Below are 19,004 nucleotides of genomic sequence, written 5' to 3'. Positions count from 1 at the left end.
CGGACAAGTCACTTCCCGGACCCGCCAGACAACACCCTAGAACCCCACTCCCTGCTGCGTCTTGACACAGAGGGGTGCCATGAGCGGATGCGTGGATCGCGGCAGATCGGTACGTGCGCACCGCCGGATGAAGTGCGCCCCTAGAGTCGACTCGTGGCTAATCGTCCTGAAAATCGTCTGCATCTGTGGGTCCTCGAGGTTCGTGGCCGAGATACGGGAGGCGAACCGTGAGCTGACCTTCTCCGGAGCCATCGTGGTCGCTCCCAGCGAGGGGGACGAGTCGCCTACTCCCGAGCAGAAGGCCGTCCTCGACGCCCTCCACCTGCACAAGATCGACCTGGCCGATCGGGTCTTGATCGTCAACCCGGGCGGGTACCTCGGGGAGTCGACGCGAAGAGAGATCGCCCACGCACAAGCCGCCCGCAAGCCGATCGCCTTCACCGACCCTGTGTGAGGACACGCAGCGCCCTCATGTCGCCAGATGCGGACTTGCGCCCGCCACTAGAGACACACCCAGTCAGATGGGGCAGCGCCGATCAACGCCCGTTGGACGCCGTCTTGCTACCACTTTTGCTACCACTTTCTGCCACCTTCTAGGGCGCCCTCGGGACGACCCTGTTCCCGGGCGCCCAGGCGTGCCGTTGACCCCAGCAGAGGTAGCAAAAGTGGTAGCAAGAGGTAGCAAAAGTGGTAGCAGAACGCCCGACAACAGGGTCAACGGGCAGGGATGAGGTAGGTTCAGCACGCCTGGATTTGAGCGTAAAGCTCCTAGCCAGGCTCAGATTTCCTTTAACGAGCCGTCCCGTGAGGCGGAGAAGGAGGTCCAGGCCACCTATGCCTGCCCCCGCACCAGGCCGCACCGTCCTCGACGGGCGAGACATCGCCCGGGCGATGACCCGCATCTCCCACGAGATCCTCGAGCGCAACAAGGGCGCGAACGATCTCATCCTGCTCGGGCTGCACACCCGCGGTGTGCCGCTGGCCCACCGGATCGCCGACGGCATCGCCGCCGTCGAAGGCACGCCGGTCGCCGTGGGCGAGCTCGACGTGACGATGTACCGCGACGACCTCCGCTCCCAGCCGACCCGGCGTGCGCACAAGACGCAGCTGCCGGCCGGGGGCATCGACGGCAAGGTGGTCGTGCTCGTCGATGACGTCCTCTTCTCCGGTCGCACCATCCGCGCGGCGCTCGACGCGCTCGCCGACCTCGGCCGACCCGCCGCGGTGCGGCTCGCCGTACTGGTCGACCGCGGGCACCGTGAGCTGCCGATCCGCGCCGACCACGTCGGCAAGAACCTGCCCAGTGCTCGCTCCGAGCGGGTCAGCGTGCGACTGGCCGAGACCGACGGGACCGACGAGGTGACCATCTCGTGAAGCACCTGCTCTCCATCGAGGACGTCTCCGTCGACCAGATCGAGGCGATCTTCGAGACCGCGGCCGAGATGCACGACGTGCAGCACCGCGAGGTCAAGAAGCTGCCCGCGCTGCGCGGCCGGACGGTCGTCAACATGTTCTTCGAGGACTCCACCCGCACCCGCTCCTCCTTCGAGATCGCGGGCAAGTGGCTCTCCGCCGACGTCATCAACATCAGCGGGAAGGGCTCCAGCGCCTCCAAGGGCGAGAGCCTGCGCGACACGGTGCTGACGGTCTGCGCCATGGGGGTCGACGGCCTCGTCATCAGGCACCCGGCCAGCGGCGCCGCGCACCAGGTGAGCCAGTGGGTCGACGCGGTGGTCGTCAACGCCGGGGACGGCATGCACGAGCACCCCACGCAGGCCCTGCTCGACGCCTACACCCTGCAGCGCCGGCTGGGCTCCCTGGAGGGCCGCCACGTCGTGCTGGTCGGCGACCTGACCCACAGCCGGGTCTTCCGCTCCAACGTGCTGTGCCTGACCAAGCTCGGGGCCCGGGTGACGGTCGTGGCGCCGCCGACCCTGATGCCCTCGGGCATCGAGGCCTGGTCGCGCGCGGCCGGCTTCGAGACCTCCTACGACCTGGACGCCGTGCTGCCCACCGCCGACGCGGTGATGATGCTGCGGGTCCAGCGCGAGCGGATGTCGGGGGCCTTCTTCCCGAGCGCCCGCGAATACACGGTCGGCTACGGGCTCACCCGCAACCGGCTCGCGCTGCTGCGGCCCGACGTGCCCATCTGCCACCCCGGCCCGATGAACCGCGGGCTCGAGATCGCGGCCGACGCCGCCGACGCCGCTCAGTCGGTCGTCCTGGAGCAGGTCTCCAGCGGCCTGGCCGTGCGGATGTCCGTGCTCTACCACCTGCTCGCCGGAGAGGAAGACTGATGGCGCTCGTGATCAAGGGGGCCTCGCTGCTCGGCGAGACCCCGGCCGACCTGCTCGTCGTCGACGGGGTGATCGCCGAGGTCGGCACCGTCGACCACGCCGGCCACGAGGTGCTGGACGCCGACGGGCTGGTGGCACTGCCCGGTCTGGTCGACCTCCACACCCACCTGCGCGAGCCGGGCCGCGAGGACGCCGAGACCATCCTGACCGGCTCGCAGGCCGCAGCACTGGGCGGCTACACCGCGGTGCTGGCCATGGCCAACACCTCGCCGGTCACCGACACCGCCGAGGCGGCCCTGCGGGTCTGGGAGCTGGGCCGGGAGGCCGGTCTCGTCGACGTCCAGCCGGTCGGCGCGGTCACCCGCGGGCTGGCGGGCGAGGAGCTGGCCGAGCTCGGCCTGATGGCCCGTTCGAAGGCCCGGGTCCGGGTCTTCTCCGACGACGGGAAGTGCGTGCACGACGCCCGCGTCATGCGTCGCGCCCTGGAGTACGTCAAGGCCTTCGGCGGCGTGGTCTCCCAGCACTCCCAGGACCCGACGCTCGCCGGGCCAACCGCCTGCTGCCACGAGGGCGAGCTCTCGGGGCGGCTCGGGCTCCCCGGCTGGCCGGGCATCGCCGAGGAGGTGATCGTGGCCCGCGACGTCATGCTCGCCCGGCACACCGGGTCACGGGTCCACGTCGCCCACGTCTCCACCGCAGGCTCGGTGGAGGTGATCCGCTGGGCGAAGGCCCAGGGGATCGGCGTCACCGCGGAGGTGACCCCGCACCACCTGCTGCTGACCACCGACCTGCTGACCGGCTACGACCCGACCTACAAGGTGAACCCGCCCCTGCGCCCCCAGGAGGACGTGGAGGCGCTGCGGGCCGGCCTGCTCGACGGCACCATCGACGCCGTGGCCACCGACCACGCCCCGCACGCGCGCCACGACAAGGAGCACGCCTTCGTCGACGCCGCCTTCGGGATGCTGGGCCTGGAGACCGCTCTCGGCGTGGTCCGCACCGCCCTGCCGGAGCTGTCGTGGGGCGACGTGGCGCGGGTGATGTCGAGCAACCCCGCCGCGATCGCCGGCCTGGAGTCGCAGGGCCGGCCGCTGGCGGCCGGCGCCCCCGGGCACGTCGTCCTCGTCGACCCGGCTGCGGTGGTCACGGTCGACCGCGACTCCTCCGCCTCGCTGTCGCGCAACAACCCCTGGCACGGCCGGGAGCTGGCGTCGCGGGTGGTGCACACGGTCTACGCAGGCCGGGTGACCGTGCGCGACGGGGCACTGGCGGGGTGATCGCCCGCGGCTAGCCGAAGTCGCAGGAGGCGGTGCCCGCCTCCAGGGCGCGGCGGTCCAGCCGGAGGAGTCCGGGGACCAGTCCGTCGTCGCCGAGCTCGACGTACGGCGCCGCGCTCGCCTCGCTGACGGTCCACACGTCCCGGCCGAGCACCTCGACGTCCTCGGCTCCGGGGACGAAGTCCACCGGTGCGCTCGAGCCGGGGACGTCGAGCAGCCCGCACGAGATCCGCGAGCTCGCCTGCCAGCGTCCCCGCGGGGTGAGGGTCAGTCCCTGGAGCCGCGGGCTGACCCAGCCGCGCTCCACGGGTGACGTGCGACCCGGGCCCGGCGGGCCCGTGCCCGGCGCACCGGCCCCGGGAGCCAGCAGGGCGTCGAGGTCGTAGCCGAACCAGCGGCCCCGGCCCTGCGCCCGGTAGGTCCCGATGACCAGACGGCCGCCCTGGATCGCCAGGGTGGAGCCCATCAGCCCGTCCTCCAGCCGCCACGCGCGCAGCACCGGAGGGGCGCCGGCGCGGATCCGGGCGGGGTCCAGCAGCCACAGGACCTGGCCGCCGGCGATCCACAGCCCGTCGGCCGTGAGCTCGTTGCCTCCACCGTGCCGGCAGTACGTCGGGTCCGGCCCGTAGAGGGGGGCCTCGAACCGCCGCAACCACGCCACCTGGCGTCCTTCGGCCAGGTCCATCACCACCACCTGGCACGCCCGCCGGCCGAGAGGCGCCACACGGTACCCGGAGACGTAGGCCAGGCGGCCGTCCACCTCGAGGCCCTGCGGGACGAAGCTGCCGGCCATCGCCGGGATCCACCACGCCTCGCAGACCGCCGAGCCCGCCGGGAAGTCACGCAGCGCACGGTCGGGCTCGGGAGACGACCCGTTCACCTGCGTCACGTCGATCCCGGCGCACCGGCCGCCCGCCGCGGCACCTGTGCCGGAACCCCGGTCACCGCGACCGTCAGCACCGTCATCCGAGCCCGCCGGCGCCCGCGGCGCACCCTGGCAGGCCACCAGCAGCAGGCCGGCGAGCACGCCGGCGATCAGCGGGACGAGTCGTGGTCCCGGTGACCCGCGCCCGGCCGGGCACGGCCTCCCGGTGCGTCCGGGAGGGGGTGGGCTCATGGCACCCGATCAAACCAGGGCGGCCCGTGGTGCCGGGCGACCGACACGGTGCCCACGTGGCGGTGCCGGTCACGGGGCCCGGGTCCTGCGCTGATAGGGTCACCGGACGTTCGAACATCCTTTAACGGTCCGTCCTGTGAGGCGGAGAAGGAGGTGCGGCATGGCTCTGCCTGCCCCTGCGCTCATGGTCCTCGAGGACGGGCGCACCTTTCGCGGTGAGTCCCTCGGTGCCGAGGGCGAGACCTTCGGTGAGATCGTCTTCTCGACCGGCATGTCCGGCTACCAGGAGACGCTGACCGACCCCAGCTACCACCGGCAGGTCGTCGTGATGACGGCCCCCCACGTCGGCAACACCGGGATGAACGACGAGGACCCGGAGTCCCGCCGCATCTGGGTCGCCGGCTACGTCGTCCGCGACCCGGCGCGCATCCCGTCCAACTGGCGCAGCGTGCGCACCCTCGACGACGAGCTCCGGGCGCAGGGAGTGGTCGGCATCTCCGGTGTCGACACGCGGGCACTCACCCGCCACATCCGTGAGCGCGGTGCGATGCGGGTGGGCATCTCCACCACCGAGACCGACCCCGAGCGGCTCCTCGTCCGGGTCCGCGAGACCGGGGAGATGACGGGCGCCAACCTGAGCGCTGCCGTCTCCACGCCGGAGGCCTACGTGGTGCCGGCGGTGGGGGAGAAGCGGTTCACCGTGGCCGCCCTCGACCTCGGCATCAAGGCCAACACCCCGCGGATGATGAGCGAGCGCGGCATCGAGGTGCACGTGCTCCCGGCGACCGCCACGCTGGCCGAGGTCAACGCCGTCGCGCCCGACGGCCTCTTCTTCTCCAACGGCCCCGGCGACCCGGCGGCCACCACCGACCAGATCGAGCTCCTCCAGGGCGCCCTCGCCCAGGAGCTGCCCTACTTCGGCATCTGCTTCGGCAACCAGCTCTTCGGCCGGGCCCTCGGCTTCGACACCTACAAGCTCACCTACGGCCACCGGGGCATCAACCAGCCCGTGATGGACCGCACCACCGGCAAGGTCGAGGTGACCGCGCACAACCACGGGTTCGCCGTCGACGCTCCGCTCACCGGCCCGACCACGACCCCCTACGGCGAGGCGAGCGTCTCCCACGTGTGCCTCAACGACGACGTGGTGGAAGGTCTCGAGCTCCGCGACCCGGACGGGTCGCTCAAGAGCTTCTCCGTCCAGTACCACCCGGAGGCCGCGGCCGGCCCGCACGACGCGGCCTACCTCTTCGACCGTTTCTGCGACCTCATGGAGGCGAGGGCCTGATGCCCAAGCGCGAGGACATCAAGTCCGTCCTGGTGATCGGCTCCGGGCCCATCATCATCGGCCAGGCCTGCGAGTTCGACTACTCCGGCACCCAGGCCTGCCGGGTGCTCAAGGAGGAGGGCCTGCGGGTCGTCCTGGTCAACTCCAACCCGGCGACGATCATGACCGACCCGGAGTTCGCCGACGCCACCTACATCGAGCCGATCACCCCCGAGTACGTGGAGAAGGTGATCGCCAAGGAGCGCCCCGACGCCTTGCTCGCCACCCTCGGCGGGCAGACCGCGCTCAACTGCGCGATGCAGCTCGACGCGGCCGGGGTGCTGGAGAAGTACGACGTCGAGCTGATCGGCGCCAGCATCGAGGCGATCAACCGCGGGGAGAACCGCGAGACGTTCAAGAAGATCGTCGAGGAGCTGGGCGGCGAGTCCGCCCGCTCGGTGGTCTGCCACACGATCGACGACCTCCTGGCCGGCGCCGACGAGCTCGGCTACCCGCTGGTGGTCCGCCCCTCCTTCACCATGGGCGGGACCGGCTCCGGCTTCGCCTACGACGAGGCCGACCTGCGCCGCATCGGCGGCGCCGGACTGGCGGCCTCCCCGACCACCGAGGTGCTCCTGGAGGAGTCGATCCTCGGCTGGAAGGAGTACGAGCTCGAGGTCATGCGCGACACGGCCGACAACGTGGTGATCATCTGCTCGATCGAGAACCTCGACCCGATGGGCGTGCACACCGGCGACTCGATCACCGTGGCGCCCGCGCTGACGCTGACCGACCGCGAGTACCAGAAGATGCGCGACATGGCGATCGGCATCATCCGCTCGGTCGGCGTCGACACCGGCGGCTGCAACATCCAGTACGCCGTCAACCCGGCCGACGGCCGGCTGATCGTGATCGAGATGAACCCCCGCGTCTCGCGCTCCAGCGCGCTGGCCTCCAAGGCGACCGGCTTCCCGATCGCCAAGATCGCGGCCAAGGTGGCCATCGGCTACACCCTGGACGAGATCCCCAACGACATCACCACCCGCCCTGACGGGCAGAGCACCCCGGCGGCCTTCGAGCCGACGCTGGACTACGTCGTGGTGAAGGTGCCGCGGTTCGCGTTCGAGAAGTTCCCCGGCGCCGACCAGACCCTGACCACGCACATGAAGAGCGTCGGCGAGGCGATGGCGATCGGCCGCAACTTCACCGAGTCGCTCCAGAAGGCGCTGCGCAGCCTGGAGAGCAAGCAGGCGATCTTCGACTTCGCCGCACCCGCCGGCGACGTCGAGGCGCTGCTGGAGAAGTCCCGGGTGCCCACCGACGGGCGGCTGCGCACCGTGATGGACGCCATCCTGGCCGGGGCCACCCCCGAGCAGGTCTTCGAGCACACCCGGATCGACCCGTGGTTCGTCGACCAGCTCTTCCTGCTCCGCGAGGTCGCCGAGCGGGTCGGCGCCGCCGACCAGCTCGACGAGGCCACGCTGCGGCTGGCCAAGCGGCACGGCTTCAGCGACGCCCAGGTCGCCGGCATCCGCCAGATGACCGAGGAGGAGGTCCGGGCGGTCCGGCACGCGATCGGGCTGCGCCCCGTCTACAAGACCGTCGACACCTGCGCTGCGGAGTTCGCGGCGGCCACGCCGTACCACTACTCCTCCTACGACGAGGAGACCGAGGTCGCCCCGCGCGAGCGGCCGGCGGTGATCATCCTCGGGTCCGGTCCCAACCGGATCGGCCAGGGCATCGAGTTCGACTACTCCTGCGTGCACGCCTCCCTCGCGCTCAGCGAGGTCGGCTACGAGACCGTGATGGTCAACTGCAACCCCGAGACCGTCTCCACCGACTACGACACCTCCGACCGGCTCTACTTCGAGCCGCTCACCCTGGAGGACGTGCTGGAGATCGTCCACGCCGAGCAGCAGGCCGGCCCCGTGGTCGGCGTCGTCTGCCAGCTCGGCGGCCAGACCCCGCTGGGCCTGGCCCAGGGGCTGGCCGACGCGGGGGTGCCGATCGTCGGCACCGCCCCCGAGGCGATCCACCTCGCCGAGGAGCGCGGGGCGTTCGGTCAGGTGCTGGCCGACGCCGGGCTCCCGGCACCGCGCTTCGGGATGGCGACCTCCTACGAGGACGCCAAGGAGATCGCCGAGGGGATCGGCTACCCGGTCCTGGTCCGGCCCTCCTACGTCCTGGGCGGCCGCGGCATGGAGATCGTCTACGACGACCCCTCCCTGCGCGGCTACATCGAGCGGGCCACCGAGATCAGCCCGGAGCACCCGGTGCTGGTCGACCGCTTCATCGACGACGCGGTCGAGATCGACGTCGACGCCCTCTTCGACGGTGAGGAGCTCTTCCTCGGCGGCGTGATGGAGCACATCGAGGAGGCCGGGATCCACTCCGGCGACTCCTCGTGCGCCCTGCCCCCGATCACCCTCGGCACCTACGAGATCAAGCGGATCCGGCGGGCCACCGAGGCCATCGCCCGGGGCGTCGGGGTGCGCGGCCTGCTCAACATCCAGTTCGCCCTCAGCTCCGACGTGCTCTACGTGCTGGAGGCGAACCCGCGGGCCTCGCGGACGGTCCCGTTCGTCTCCAAGGCGACCGCGACGCCACTGGCCAAGGCCGCCGCCCGGGTGATGCTGGGCGAGTCGATCGCCGACCTGCGGGCCGCCGGCGTCCTGCCGGCCACCGGGGACGGCGGGACGCTGCCGGCCGACGCGCCCATCGCCGTCAAGGAGGCGGTCCTGCCCTTCAACCGGTTCCGCACCGCCGAGGGCGCCCACGTCGACACGGTGCTGGGCCCGGAGATGAAGTCGACGGGCGAGGTGATGGGCTTCGACAGCGACTTCGGCAAGGCGTTCGCCAAGTCCCAGACCGCGGCCTACGGCTCGCTCCCGCTCTCGGGCCGGGTCTTCGTCTCGGTCGCCAACCGGGACAAGCGCAACATGATCTTCCCGATCAAGGTGCTGGCCGAGAAGGGCTACGAGATCCTCGCCACCCAGGGCACCGCCGAGGTGCTGCGGCGCAACGGCGTCGTGGTCACCACCGTGCGCAAGCACCACGAGGGCGACGGCCCCGAGGGTCAGCCCACCACGGTCAAGATGATCCGCGACGGGCAGATCGACCTGGTCATCAACACCCCGTACTCCACCGGCAAGACCGGGCGTACGGACGGCTACGAGATCCGCACCGCCGCCGTGCTGGCCAACATCCCCTGCATCACCACGGTGCAGGGGCTGGGGGCGGCCGTGCAGGGGATCGAGGCGCTGCACCGCGGAGACATCGGGGTGCGCAGCCTGCAGGAGTGGAACGCCGCCGCCGGGCGGCCCTGATGTACGACCAGCTGTTCGACCGGGTGCTGACCAGGATCGACCCGGAGCGCGCCCACGAGGCGGCGTTCCGGGCGATCCTGGCCGGCGGCCCGGTGGCCGGGAGGGTGCTGGCCCGAGGGGTCCCCGACTCGCGGGCCGTGGAGGCGATGGGGATCCGCTTCCCCCACGCGCTGGGCCTGGCGGCCGGCTTCGACAAGGACGGCCGGGGGATCGACGCCCTGGCCGGGCTCGGGTTCGGGCACGTGGAGATCGGCACGGTGACCGGGGAGCCCCAGCCGGGCAACCCCCGGCCCCGGCTCTTCCGGCTCCCCGCCGACCGGGCGGTCGTCAACCGGATGGGCTTCAACAACGAGGGTGCCGCCGCGGTCGCGGCGCGGCTCGCCCGCCGGGCCGCGCGGCTCGCGGGAAACGAGACCTCCGGCGCCGGGGGCGTGGTCCTCGGGGTCAACATCGGCAAGACCAAGGTGGTGCCGGAGGACGAGGCGATCACCGACTACCGCAAGAGCGCCGGCCTGCTGGCGCCCTACGCCGACTACCTGGTCGTCAACGTCTCCTCGCCCAACACCCCGGGCCTGCGCGACCTGCAGGCCGTGGAGCGGCTGGAGCCGCTGCTGCGGGCGGTGCGCCGGCGCGCCGACGAGGTGGTGACCGCTCGACGGGTCCCGCTCCTGGTCAAGATCGCACCCGACCTCAGCGACGAGGACGTCGCGGCGGTCGCGGCGGTCGCGGACCTCGCCCTCGCCGTGGAGCTGGACGGCATCATCGCCACCAACACCACCATCGCCCGCGAGGGCCTGACCACCCCGGCCGCCGAGGTCGAGGAGATCGGGGCGGGCGGGCTCTCGGGGGCACCGTTGCGCGAGCGCGCCCTGGCGGTGACCCGGCTGCTGCGCGAGCGCGTGGGCCCCGAGCTCACCCTGATCGGGGTCGGCGGGATCACCACCGTCGACGACGCGCGCGCCCGGCTGGCGGCCGGCGCGACGCTCCTGCAGGGCTACACGGCCTTCGTCTACGAGGGACCGATGTGGCCGCGACGACTGGTCCGCGGCCTGGCGCAGGGCTGACCCGGTGCCGGTGCACGTGACCGCGGAGGTGCTCGCCAACAAGCGTGCCGGAGCCCACCGGGTCCTCTCCCTCGCCGCCCCCGGCGTGGCCCAGGGCTTCCGGCCCGGGATGTTCGTCGCGGTCTCCCTGGGGGAGGGACGGCTGGCCCGGCGCCAGCTGTGGATCCACCGGGTGCGTGAGAGCGGCACCCACGGCGCCACCCTCGACGTGGTGGTCGAGCCGCACGGAGTCGGCGGCACCTGGCTCTCGCTGCTGCGACCGGGCTCGCGGGTGCCGGTGACGGGGCCGCTGGGCCGGCCCTTCGCGCTGCCCCGCGAGCCGGTGGCCTGCCTGCTCGTCGGGGAGGGCGTGGCTGCCGCGCCGCTCTTCACCCTGGCCGAGCGGCTCCGCGAGCGTGAGTGCCCGGTCAGCATGCTGGTCGCCGCCCAGGACGAGGCGCACCTGCTCTCGGCCCTGGAGGCGCGGCGGCTGGCCAGGTCGGTGACGGTGGTGACGGCCGACGGGTCCGTCGGGACCAGGGGCCGACCGGAGTCGGTGGTGCGCGAGGTGCTGGCCGGCACCGACGCGGGCGTCGTCTACGCCTCCGGCAGCCCCCTGCTGCTCCGGGCGGTGGCCGAGGTCGCCGCGGACCGGCAGATCTCCGCGCAGGTGGCCCTGACCCCGCCGATGCCCTGCGCCACCGGGCTGTGCGGCTCCTGCCAGGTGGCGGTGCAGGACGCGGCGGGGGAGACGCACTGGGCCCGGGCCTGCGTCGACGGGCCCGCGATGCGCGCCGACCGCGTCTGCTGGGACCGTCTCGAGACCCACGGAGGAGGAAGGTGAGCCGGCTTCGGCTGGGCGCGCCGGTGATGGTCGCGGCGGGGTGCGGGGGGACCGGCCGCGAGCTGGCGCCGTACGTCGAGCTCGACGGCCTCGCCTTCGTCACCCGCAGCCTCACCCTCGACGCCCGCGACGGCGGGCCCGGCCCGCTGCTGGAGGAGACGCCCAGCGGTCTCGTGCACCTCCTCGGGACCCGCAACCCGGGCATGTCCAGGTTCCTGGCCGAGGAGCTGCCCTGGCTGGTCCGCGCCGGGGTGCGGGTCTACGTGTCGCTGGTGGGCTCGTCGCTGGGGGAGTACGCCGAGCTGGCGCGGCGGGCGGCGAAGGCACCGGGACTCGCGGGGGTGGAGATCAACATCTCGGTGCCCGACCCGGCCGGCACCGGTCTCTTCGACGCCCGCGAGCCCTTCCACGCCGGCTCCGTCGTCAGCGCCGTGCGCCGGGAGGTGCCGCGTGACCTCCCGGTGCTGGCCAAGCTGCGCACCGACGTCTCCCGGGTGGTGGAGACGAGCCGCGCCGTCGCCGAGGCCGGAGCCACCGCGGTGGTGCTGGGCAACTCGCTGCCCGCGGCCCTCCAGGACGGCCGGCCGGGGGGTCTGGGTGGGCCGGCCGTGCGCCCCGTGGCCCTGCGCTGCGTCCGCGAGGTGAGCGCGGCGCTGCCCGACGTGCCGGTGATCGGGGTGGGCGGGATCAGTGACGCCGACGACGTGCGCCGTTTCCGGTCCGCCGGCGCCGTTGCCGTGCAGGTCGGCACCGCGCTGCTGCACGACCCCACCTGCCTGGCACGCACCCTGGCCGACCTGCACGAGACCGCATGACCACGACGGAGGAGAGACCATGACCGAGCCGTTCGGCAGCCGCCTGCACGAGGCCGTACGGGCCCGAGGGCGCCTCTGCGTCGGGATCGACCCGCACGCCGGCCTGATGGCCGACTGGGGCCTGTCCGACGACGTCGCGGGGCTCGAGCGGTTCGCCCTCACCGCGGTGGAGGCCCTCGCCCCGGTGGTGTCGGTGGTCAAGCCGCAGAGCGCGTTCTTCGAGCGCTTCGGCAGCCGCGGCGTCGCCGTCCTCGAGCGGGTCCTCCGGGAGTCCCGCGAGGCCGGCGCGCTGGTGCTGCTGGACGTGAAGCGCGGAGACATCGGCTCCACCAGCCAGGCCTACGCCGACGCCTACCTCGACCCCGCCTCGCCGCTGGCGGCGGACGCCATCACCGCCAGCCCCTTCCTGGGGTTCGGCTCGCTGGAGCCGATGGTGCAGACGGCCCGCCGGCACGGGGCCGGCCTCTTCGTGCTGGCCCTGACCTCCAACAAGGAGGGGGCCGAGGTGCAGCAGGCGCGGGCCGGGGACACGACCGTGGCCGGGGGCGTGCTCGAGCACCTGCGGGAGCTCAACCGCGACGTCACCCCGCTCGGCGACTTCGGAGCCGTGGTGGGGGCCACCCTGGACCGCCCGGCGGAGTCCCTGGACATCAACGGACCGCTGCTGGCGCCCGGCTTCGGGGTCCAGGGCGGGACGGTCGCGGACCTGCGGCGGATCTTCGGCGCCGCGGCCCCCCGGGTGCTCCCCAGCACCTCGCGCGGCGTCCTGGGTGCGGGCCCCGACCCGGTGCGACTGCGTGACGCGGCGCGACGCGGCAACGACGACGTCGCGGCCCTGGGCGGGTGAGCCGCCCCCGGGGTGTGGGTTGTCGCACGTCGACGGGCCCCTCCCCGACCCCTGCGATTGCCGCCCCGGCGGCGACGTGGCTAGATTGACGTGATCGGTGCGCCCGCGGTCCCACCACCGCGGCCACGCCTGAGGACCGCTCCCGCGACTCCGCCCGACTTCCCTACGACGACGAGGACCGACACGTGGCCCTGCCCCCGCTCACCCCCGAACAGCGCCAGGCGGCGCTCGACAAGGCCGCCGCCTCCCGTAGGGAGCGGGCCGAGGTGAAGAACCGCCTCAAGAACTCGGGTGCCTCGATCATCGAGGTCATCCGTGAGGGGCAGGAGAACGAGGTCGTCGGCAAGATGCGCGTCGTCGACCTGCTCCAGGCGATGCCGGGACTGGGCAAGGTGCGGGCCCGTCAGCTGATGGAGCGGCTGGGCATCGCCGAGAGCCGTCGTGTGCGAGGCCTCGGCACCAAGCAGGTGGCGGCCCTCGAGCGCGAGTTCGCCACCGAGGAATGAGCGCGTCCATGCAGGTGGCCACCGACGAGGCCGGCTCCTCGGGGGTGCGCCGTTCCCGCCTGGTGGTGCTGGCCGGTCCCACCGCCGTCGGCAAGGGGACGGTGGCCGCCGCCGTCCGCGAGTTCCACCCGGAGGTGTGGATCTCGGTCTCCGCGACGACCCGGGCGCCGCGCCCCGGCGAGATCGACGGTGTGCACTACCACTTCGTCTCCGACGCCGAGTTCGACCGGATGGTCGAGGACCACGAGCTCCTGGAGTGGGCCACGGTGCACCGCACGGCGCGCTACGGGACGCCGCGAGGACCGGTCGACGAGGCGCTGGCCGCGGGGAGGCCCGCGATGCTGGAGATCGACCTGCAGGGTGCCCGCCAGGTGCGCCGGTCGATGCCCGAGGCGCTCTTCGTCTTCCTCAAGCCCCCGTCGTGGGACGAGCTGGTGCGTCGCCTGGTCGGTCGGGGCACCGAGACCGAGGCCGAACGGGAGCGCAGGCTGACCACCGCACGCGAGGAACTGGCCGCCGAGAGTGAGTTCGACGTCACCATCGTCAACCGGGAAGTTCACGAGGCGGTGGAGGAGTTGGTAACGTTGATGGGGCTCGGTCCCGAGTCCTGATCTTTTCTCCGACTTCCTTTGTGAGGCTCACGCGTGTCTGCCCCCCACATCGCCGCCGAGGGCGTGACCAACCCCTCGATCGACGACCTGCTCACCAAGACCGACAGCAAGTACCAGCTGGTGCTCTACAGCGCCAAGCGCGCCCGGCAGATCAACGCCTACTACTCCCAGCTGGGCGAGGGTCTCCTGGAGTACGTCGGCCCCCTCGTCGACACCCACGTGCAGGAGAAGCCGCTCTCGATCGCCCTGCGCGAGATCAACGAGGACCTGCTCACCTGCGAGCACGTCGACCCGGCCGAGCTCGCGGCGCAGGAGGCGGCTCAGGCCGCCGCCCAGGCCGACACCGGCACCCCCACCGCCTGACCCGTCCCGGTGACTGACCAGGCCGACCCGGCCGACGACGCCGCCCCGCTCACGCGGGCGCGGCCTCGTGTCGTGCTCGGGGTCAGCGGCGGCATCGCCGCCTACAAGGCGTGCGAGCTGCTGCGCCGGCTGAGCGAGACCGGTCACGACGTGACGGTGGTGCCGACCAGGGCGGCGCTGGAGTTCGTGGGCGCCCCCACCTGGGCGGCGCTCTCCGGGAAGCCGGTCGCCGCCGACGTGTGGACCCGGGTCCACGAGGTGCCGCACGTGCGTCTGGGCCAGCAGGCCGACCTGGTGGTGGTGGCCCCGGCCACCGCCGACGTGCTCGCCCGCGCCGCCCACGGGCTCGCCGACGACCTGCTCACCAACACCCTGCTCACCGCGCGGTGCCCGGTGGTCTTCGCGCCCGCCATGCACACCGAGATGTGGGAGCACCCCGCCACGCAGGCCAACGTGGCCACCCTGCGCTCGCGCGGCGCCCTGGTGCTGGAGCCGGCCGAGGGCCGGCTGACCGGCCGGGACACCGGCAAGGGCCGGCTGCCGGATCCGGCGGAGATCTTCGAGGTGGCCACCCAGGTGCTGGCCCGCCCCGACCTGGCCCCGGACCTGGCCGGGCGGCGGGTGGTGGTCTCCGCCGGCGGGACCCGCGAGCACCTCGACCCGGTCCGGTTCCTGGGCAACAGCTCCTCGGGTCTGCAGGGCTACGCGCTCGCGCGCGCGGCCCTGGCCCGCGGGGCCGAGGTGACGCTGGTCAGCGCCAACGTGGCGCTGGCCGATCCGGCCGGCGCCCGCGTGGTGCACGTGTCCAGCACCGAGGAGCTGCGAACGGCGATGCTCGAGGAGAGCAAGTCCGCCGACGTGCTGGTGATGGCCGCGGCCCCGGCCGACTTCCGGCCGGCGAGCCGCACCAGCCAGAAGATCAAGAAGGCCGCCGACGGCTCCTCGCTCCAGCTCGTGCTGGAGCAGAACCCCGACATCCTCCACGAGCTCGCGACCCGGCGCGCCCGGCCCGAGTCGGTGGTCGTCGGCTTCGCCGCCGAGACCGGCGACAGCACGGGTTCGGTGCTGGACCTCGGCCGGGCCAAGCTGGCCCGCAAGGGCTGCGACCTGCTGGTGGTCAACGACGTCAGCGGGGGGTCGGTCTTCGGGAGCGCCGAGAACGAGGTCGTGATCCTCGGGTCCGACGGCTCCGCGCGACCGGTGGAGCGCTCCTCCAAGACCGACGTGGCCCATGCGATCTGGGACGAGGTCGTCCGGCGATTCACCGTGTGAGACAGCCGTCTTGCATGCTGGGCCGCCTCTAGTGTTGCCGCATCAACCTCAAGGGAGAGTGACTTCGTGGCTGGACGACTTTTCACGTCCGAGTCGGTGACCGAGGGTCATCCGGACAAGATCGCTGACCAGATCAGCGACTCGGTGCTCGACTACCTGCTCGAGCACGACCCGGAGAGCCGGGTCGCCGTCGAGACGCTGCTGACCACCGGTCTCGTCGTGGTCGCCGGGGAGGTCACCACCAAGGCCTACGCTCCCGTCGCCCAGCTGGTCCGCGACCGGGTGCTGGCGATCGGCTACGACAGCTCCGACAAGGGGTTCGACGGCCGCTCCTGCGGGGTCCAGGTGGCGATCGGCTCGCAGTCGCCCGACATCGCCCAGGGCGTCGACGACGCCTACGAGGAGCGCCACGACCAGTCGACCGACGAGCTGGACCGTCAGGGCGCCGGGGACCAGGGGCTGATGTTCGGCTACGCCTGCGACGACACCCCCGAGCTGATGCCGCTGCCCATCACCATCGCGCAGCGGCTCGCCGAGCGTCTCTCCACGGTGCGCAAGGACGGGACGCTCCCGCACCTGCGTCCCGACGGCAAGACCCAGGTCACCATCGAGTACGACGTCGACAACCGCCCGGTGCGGGTCGACACGGTGGTGCTCTCCACCCAGCACTCGGAGGACACCGACCTCAGCAAGCTGGAGCGCGAGATCCAGCAGCACGTCATCGACCCCGTCCTCGCGGGCTTCGACATCCCGTCCGAGGGCTACCGGATGCTGGTCAACCCCACCGGCCGGTTCGTCATCGGCGGGCCGATGGGTGACGCCGGGCTGACCGGGCGCAAGATCATCATCGACACCTACGGGGGGATGGCCCGCCACGGCGGAGGAGCCTTCTCCGGCAAGGACCCCTCCAAGGTGGACCGCTCGGCCGCCTACGCCATGCGGTGGGTGGCCAAGAACGTCGTCGCGGCCGGCCTGGCGCGTCGCTGCGAGGCGCAGGTCGCCTACGCGATCGGCAAGGCGGCCCCGGTCGGGGTCTTCATCGAGACCTTCGGCACCGGTGTCGTGGACGACGAGAGGATCCAGCAGGCCGTGCTCGAGGTCTTCGACCTGCGGCCCGCCGCCATCATCCGCGACCTGGACCTGCTCAAGCCGAAGTACGCGCAGACCGCCGCCTACGGGCACTTCGGTCGCGAGCTCCCCGGCTTCACCTGGGAGATCACCGACCGCGCCGACGCCCTGCGGGCGGCGGTCGGTCTCTGAGGCGACAGCCCCCACGCCCGGGCGACCGGGACCGTGGGTGGTGCCTGATAGACATTCGCTCATGAGCGAGCGCGAGGCCGGGCAGCCGGAGATGCTGCCCGGCCTCCGTGCGTCCGTGGCCGAGGCGCGCGCCCGCACCCGGGCCGACGGGCGGCGCCGGGCCGCGGAGGCCGCGCCGGCCGAGGTCGACCCGGTGGCCAAGGTCCTCGTCGACGTCCCGCTCGCCCATCTCGACCGGCCCTTCGACTACTCGGTCCCGGTGGCGATGGCCGAGACCGCGGTGCCGGGCGCCCGGGTCAAGGTGCGGTTCGCCGGTCAGGACGTCGACGGCTTCGTGGTCGAGCGGGCCGCCTCCAGCGAGCATCCCGGCCGGCTCGCCCCGCTGCGCCGGGTGGTGAGCGCGGAGCCGGTGCTCAGCCGTGAGGTGGCCGAGCTCACCGCCCGCCTCGCCCACCGCTATGCGGGCGCCCGGGCCGACGTGCTGCGCCTCGCCGTGCCTCCTCGGCACGCCACCACCGAGAAGGCCCCGTCGTCCCCACCGTCGCCGCCGCCCCCGCTGGACCTCCCGCGCGCCCTCGAGGCGTGGTCGGGGCAGGGTCACGGGCATCGGCACGTCCTGGAGGCCCTGGCCCAGGCGAAGGCGCCTCGTGTCGTGTGGCAGGCCGCGCCCGGCACCGCGTGGCCACGGTTGGTGGCCGAGGCCGCCGCGGTGACCCTGTCGGCCGGGCGTGGGGTGCTGGTCTGCGTCCCCGACCACCGCGACGTGGCCCGGGTCTCCGACGCGCTCACCGCTGCGCTGGGGGAGGGCCGGCATGCGGTCCTCACCGCCGACGGGGGGCCGGCGCGCCGCTACGCGGCGTTCCTGTCGGTGGCCAGGGGCGAGCGCCGGGTCGTGGTGGGCACCCGCTCCGCCGCCTTCGCGCCGGTGCGCGACCTCGGCCTCGTCGTCATCTGGGACGACGGCGACGACCTCCACGCCGAGCCGCGCGCCCCCTACCCGCACACCCGCGAGGTGCTGCTGACCAGGGCCGAGCTGGAGGGCGCCGGGGCGCTGGTCGGCGGGTTCGCCCGCACCTGCGAGGCCGAGTACCTGCTGCGCACCGGCTGGGCGCGGCCGCTGGTCCCGGCCCGGGAGACGGTCCGCGCCGCGGCCCGGGTCGACGTGGTGCCGGCCGAGGAGCGGGGAGTGCCCGCCCGGATCCCCGGCGTCGCGCAGGCGATGCTGCGGCGCGCCCTGGCTTCGGGGCCCGTCCTGGTCCAGGTGCCTCGCGCCGGCTGGGCGCCGTCGCTGGCCTGCGAGCGGTGCCGGACCCCGGCCCGGTGCGCGGCGTGCCGGGGGCCGCTGGAGCTGGCGGGCAGCACCCAGGCCCCGCGCTGCCGCTGGTGCGCGCGGCGGGAGGAGCGCTGGTCCTGCGGCGAGTGCGGTCACCGTGGGCTGCGGGCACCGGTCGTCGGTCGCGACCGCACGGCCGAGGAGCTCGGGCGCAGCCTGCCCGGCGCGACGATCCGCAGCTCCGGGGGAGACCGGGTGCTGGCGGGCGTCGGCTCACGTCCCGAGGTCGTGGTCGCCACCCCGGGTGCGGAGCCGCCGGCCGCCGACGGCTACGCCGGGGTGCTGCTCCTGGACACCTGGATGCCGCTGGGCCGCACCGACCTGCGCACCGACGAGGAGGCGCTGCGCCGCTGGATGGCGGCCGCCGGCCTGGTCCGCCCGGGCGGCCACGTGATGGCCGTGGGCGACCCCGCCCACCCCGCCCTCCAGGCGCTCGTGCGCTGGGATCCGGCCGGTTTCGCCGACCGTGAGCTGGAGACCCGGGCCCAGGCCCACCTGCCGCCCGTCGTCCGGCTCGCCACGATCACCGGCGAGCCCGGGGCGGTGGACGACGCCCTCACCCTGCTGTCGCTCCCGGAGGTGGCCGAGGTGCTGGGGCCGGCGCCGGTGCCGGCCCCCGTGGGCGCCTCTCCGGGCGCCGAGCGGGCCGCGGCGTCGACCGAGGTCCGGCTCGTGGTGCGCGTGCCGCGGGCTCTCGGGGCTGAGCTCTCCGAGGCGCTGGGTGAGCTTCAGCGGGTGCGCTCGGCCCGCAAGCTCCAGGCGGTGCGCGTCCAGGTCGACCCGCACGAGCTCTGAGCGCGTCCCGGGGCGCCGACGCCCAGGGCTC

At 73.2% G+C, this 19,004-nt stretch carries 17 protein-coding genes; 16 read left to right on the top strand and 1 reads right to left on the bottom strand.

Going from position 1 to position 19,004, the window contains the following annotated elements; genetic code table 11:
* Positions 1 to 202 precede the first annotated feature (202 nt).
* From AC4BGE_RS18825 to AC4BGE_RS18810, 4 genes are all read left to right on the top strand, one after another.
* Complete coding sequence (locus AC4BGE_RS18825; RefSeq protein WP_490576280.1) at positions 203 to 454, top strand: hypothetical protein; 252 nt, start codon at positions 203 to 205, stop codon at positions 452 to 454.
* 380 nt (positions 455 to 834) lie between these two features.
* Entirely contained in the window at positions 835 to 1,374 is a 540-nt protein-coding gene (gene pyrR, locus AC4BGE_RS18820) for a bifunctional pyr operon transcriptional regulator/uracil phosphoribosyltransferase PyrR (protein WP_490570155.1), read from the top strand.
* Complete coding sequence (locus tag AC4BGE_RS18815; RefSeq protein ID WP_490576279.1) at positions 1,371 to 2,297, top strand: aspartate carbamoyltransferase catalytic subunit; 927 nt, start codon at positions 1,371 to 1,373, stop codon at positions 2,295 to 2,297. Before pyrR ends, AC4BGE_RS18815 begins: the two co-directional genes overlap by 4 nt.
* On the top strand, positions 2,297 to 3,574 hold the full coding sequence (locus tag AC4BGE_RS18810) for a dihydroorotase (RefSeq protein WP_490576278.1): 1,278 nt from the start codon (positions 2,297 to 2,299) through the stop codon (positions 3,572 to 3,574). The genes AC4BGE_RS18815 and AC4BGE_RS18810 overlap by 1 nt, the downstream gene beginning before the upstream one ends.
* 10 nt (positions 3,575 to 3,584) lie before the next feature.
* Here the strand turns inward: AC4BGE_RS18810 and AC4BGE_RS18805 are convergent, their stop codons facing one another.
* On the bottom strand, positions 3,585 to 4,454 hold the full coding sequence (locus tag AC4BGE_RS18805) for a hypothetical protein (RefSeq protein WP_490576277.1): 870 nt from the start codon (positions 4,452 to 4,454) through the stop codon (positions 3,585 to 3,587).
* Positions 4,455 to 4,851: 397 nt separating this feature from the next.
* On the opposite strand from AC4BGE_RS18805, the gene carA reads away from it, so the two are divergent.
* The 12 genes from carA (at position 4,852) to AC4BGE_RS18745 (ending at position 18,973) form a co-directional block, all read left to right on the top strand.
* On the top strand, positions 4,852 to 5,979 hold the full coding sequence (gene carA / locus AC4BGE_RS18800; RefSeq protein WP_490570159.1) for a glutamine-hydrolyzing carbamoyl-phosphate synthase small subunit: 1,128 nt from the start codon (positions 4,852 to 4,854) through the stop codon (positions 5,977 to 5,979).
* Positions 5,979 to 9,284, top strand: coding sequence for a carbamoyl-phosphate synthase large subunit (gene carB / locus AC4BGE_RS18795; RefSeq protein ID WP_490576276.1), 3,306 nt, complete (start codon positions 5,979 to 5,981; stop codon positions 9,282 to 9,284). Before carA ends, carB begins: the two co-directional genes overlap by 1 nt.
* Complete coding sequence (locus AC4BGE_RS18790) at positions 9,257 to 10,348, top strand: quinone-dependent dihydroorotate dehydrogenase (RefSeq protein ID WP_490576275.1); 1,092 nt, start codon at positions 9,257 to 9,259, stop codon at positions 10,346 to 10,348. The genes carB and AC4BGE_RS18790 overlap by 28 nt, the downstream gene beginning before the upstream one ends.
* Before the next feature lie 4 nt (positions 10,349 to 10,352).
* Positions 10,353 to 11,171 (top strand): iron-sulfur cluster-binding protein, encoded by an 819-nt coding sequence (locus tag AC4BGE_RS18785; protein ID WP_490576274.1) that lies wholly within the window; start codon positions 10,353 to 10,355, stop codon positions 11,169 to 11,171.
* Positions 11,168 to 11,986: a tRNA-dihydrouridine synthase gene (locus AC4BGE_RS18780; protein WP_490576273.1), complete on the top strand. Its 819-nt coding sequence runs from the start codon at positions 11,168 to 11,170 to the stop codon at positions 11,984 to 11,986. The genes AC4BGE_RS18785 and AC4BGE_RS18780 overlap by 4 nt, the downstream gene beginning before the upstream one ends.
* Before the next feature lie 19 nt (positions 11,987 to 12,005).
* Positions 12,006 to 12,833, top strand: a complete 828-nt coding sequence (gene pyrF, locus AC4BGE_RS18775; protein ID WP_490576272.1) for an orotidine-5'-phosphate decarboxylase — start codon at positions 12,006 to 12,008, stop codon at positions 12,831 to 12,833.
* Between the two features lie 185 nt (positions 12,834 to 13,018).
* A complete protein-coding gene (gene mihF / locus AC4BGE_RS18770; RefSeq protein WP_490570165.1) occupies positions 13,019 to 13,339 on the top strand; it encodes an integration host factor, actinobacterial type in 321 nt (106 codons plus the stop codon).
* The gene (gmk, locus tag AC4BGE_RS18765; RefSeq protein WP_490576271.1) at positions 13,336 to 13,950 is read left to right on the top strand and encodes a guanylate kinase; all 615 of its coding nucleotides are present in this window, start codon (positions 13,336 to 13,338) and stop codon (positions 13,948 to 13,950) included. The genes mihF and gmk overlap by 4 nt, the downstream gene beginning before the upstream one ends.
* 33 nt (positions 13,951 to 13,983) lie before the next feature.
* On the top strand, positions 13,984 to 14,313 hold the full coding sequence (rpoZ, locus tag AC4BGE_RS18760) for a DNA-directed RNA polymerase subunit omega (RefSeq protein ID WP_490570167.1): 330 nt from the start codon (positions 13,984 to 13,986) through the stop codon (positions 14,311 to 14,313).
* 9 nt (positions 14,314 to 14,322) lie between these two features.
* Complete coding sequence (gene coaBC / locus AC4BGE_RS18755) at positions 14,323 to 15,585, top strand: bifunctional phosphopantothenoylcysteine decarboxylase/phosphopantothenate--cysteine ligase CoaBC (protein ID WP_490570168.1); 1,263 nt, start codon at positions 14,323 to 14,325, stop codon at positions 15,583 to 15,585.
* Positions 15,586 to 15,651: 66 nt separating this feature from the next.
* Positions 15,652 to 16,845, top strand: coding sequence for a methionine adenosyltransferase (gene metK, locus AC4BGE_RS18750; RefSeq protein WP_490576270.1), 1,194 nt, complete (start codon positions 15,652 to 15,654; stop codon positions 16,843 to 16,845).
* A gap of 61 nt (positions 16,846 to 16,906) precedes the next feature.
* Entirely contained in the window at positions 16,907 to 18,973 is a 2,067-nt protein-coding gene (locus tag AC4BGE_RS18745) for a primosomal protein N' (RefSeq protein WP_490576269.1), read from the top strand.
* The last annotated feature ends 31 nt before the right edge of the window (positions 18,974 to 19,004 follow it).

Source organism: Nocardioides sp. Z50_6 (genome assembly GCF_058215755.1).
The sequence above is the reverse complement of the archived record's forward strand: the minus strand, read 5'-3'. Positions and strand labels throughout refer to the sequence as shown.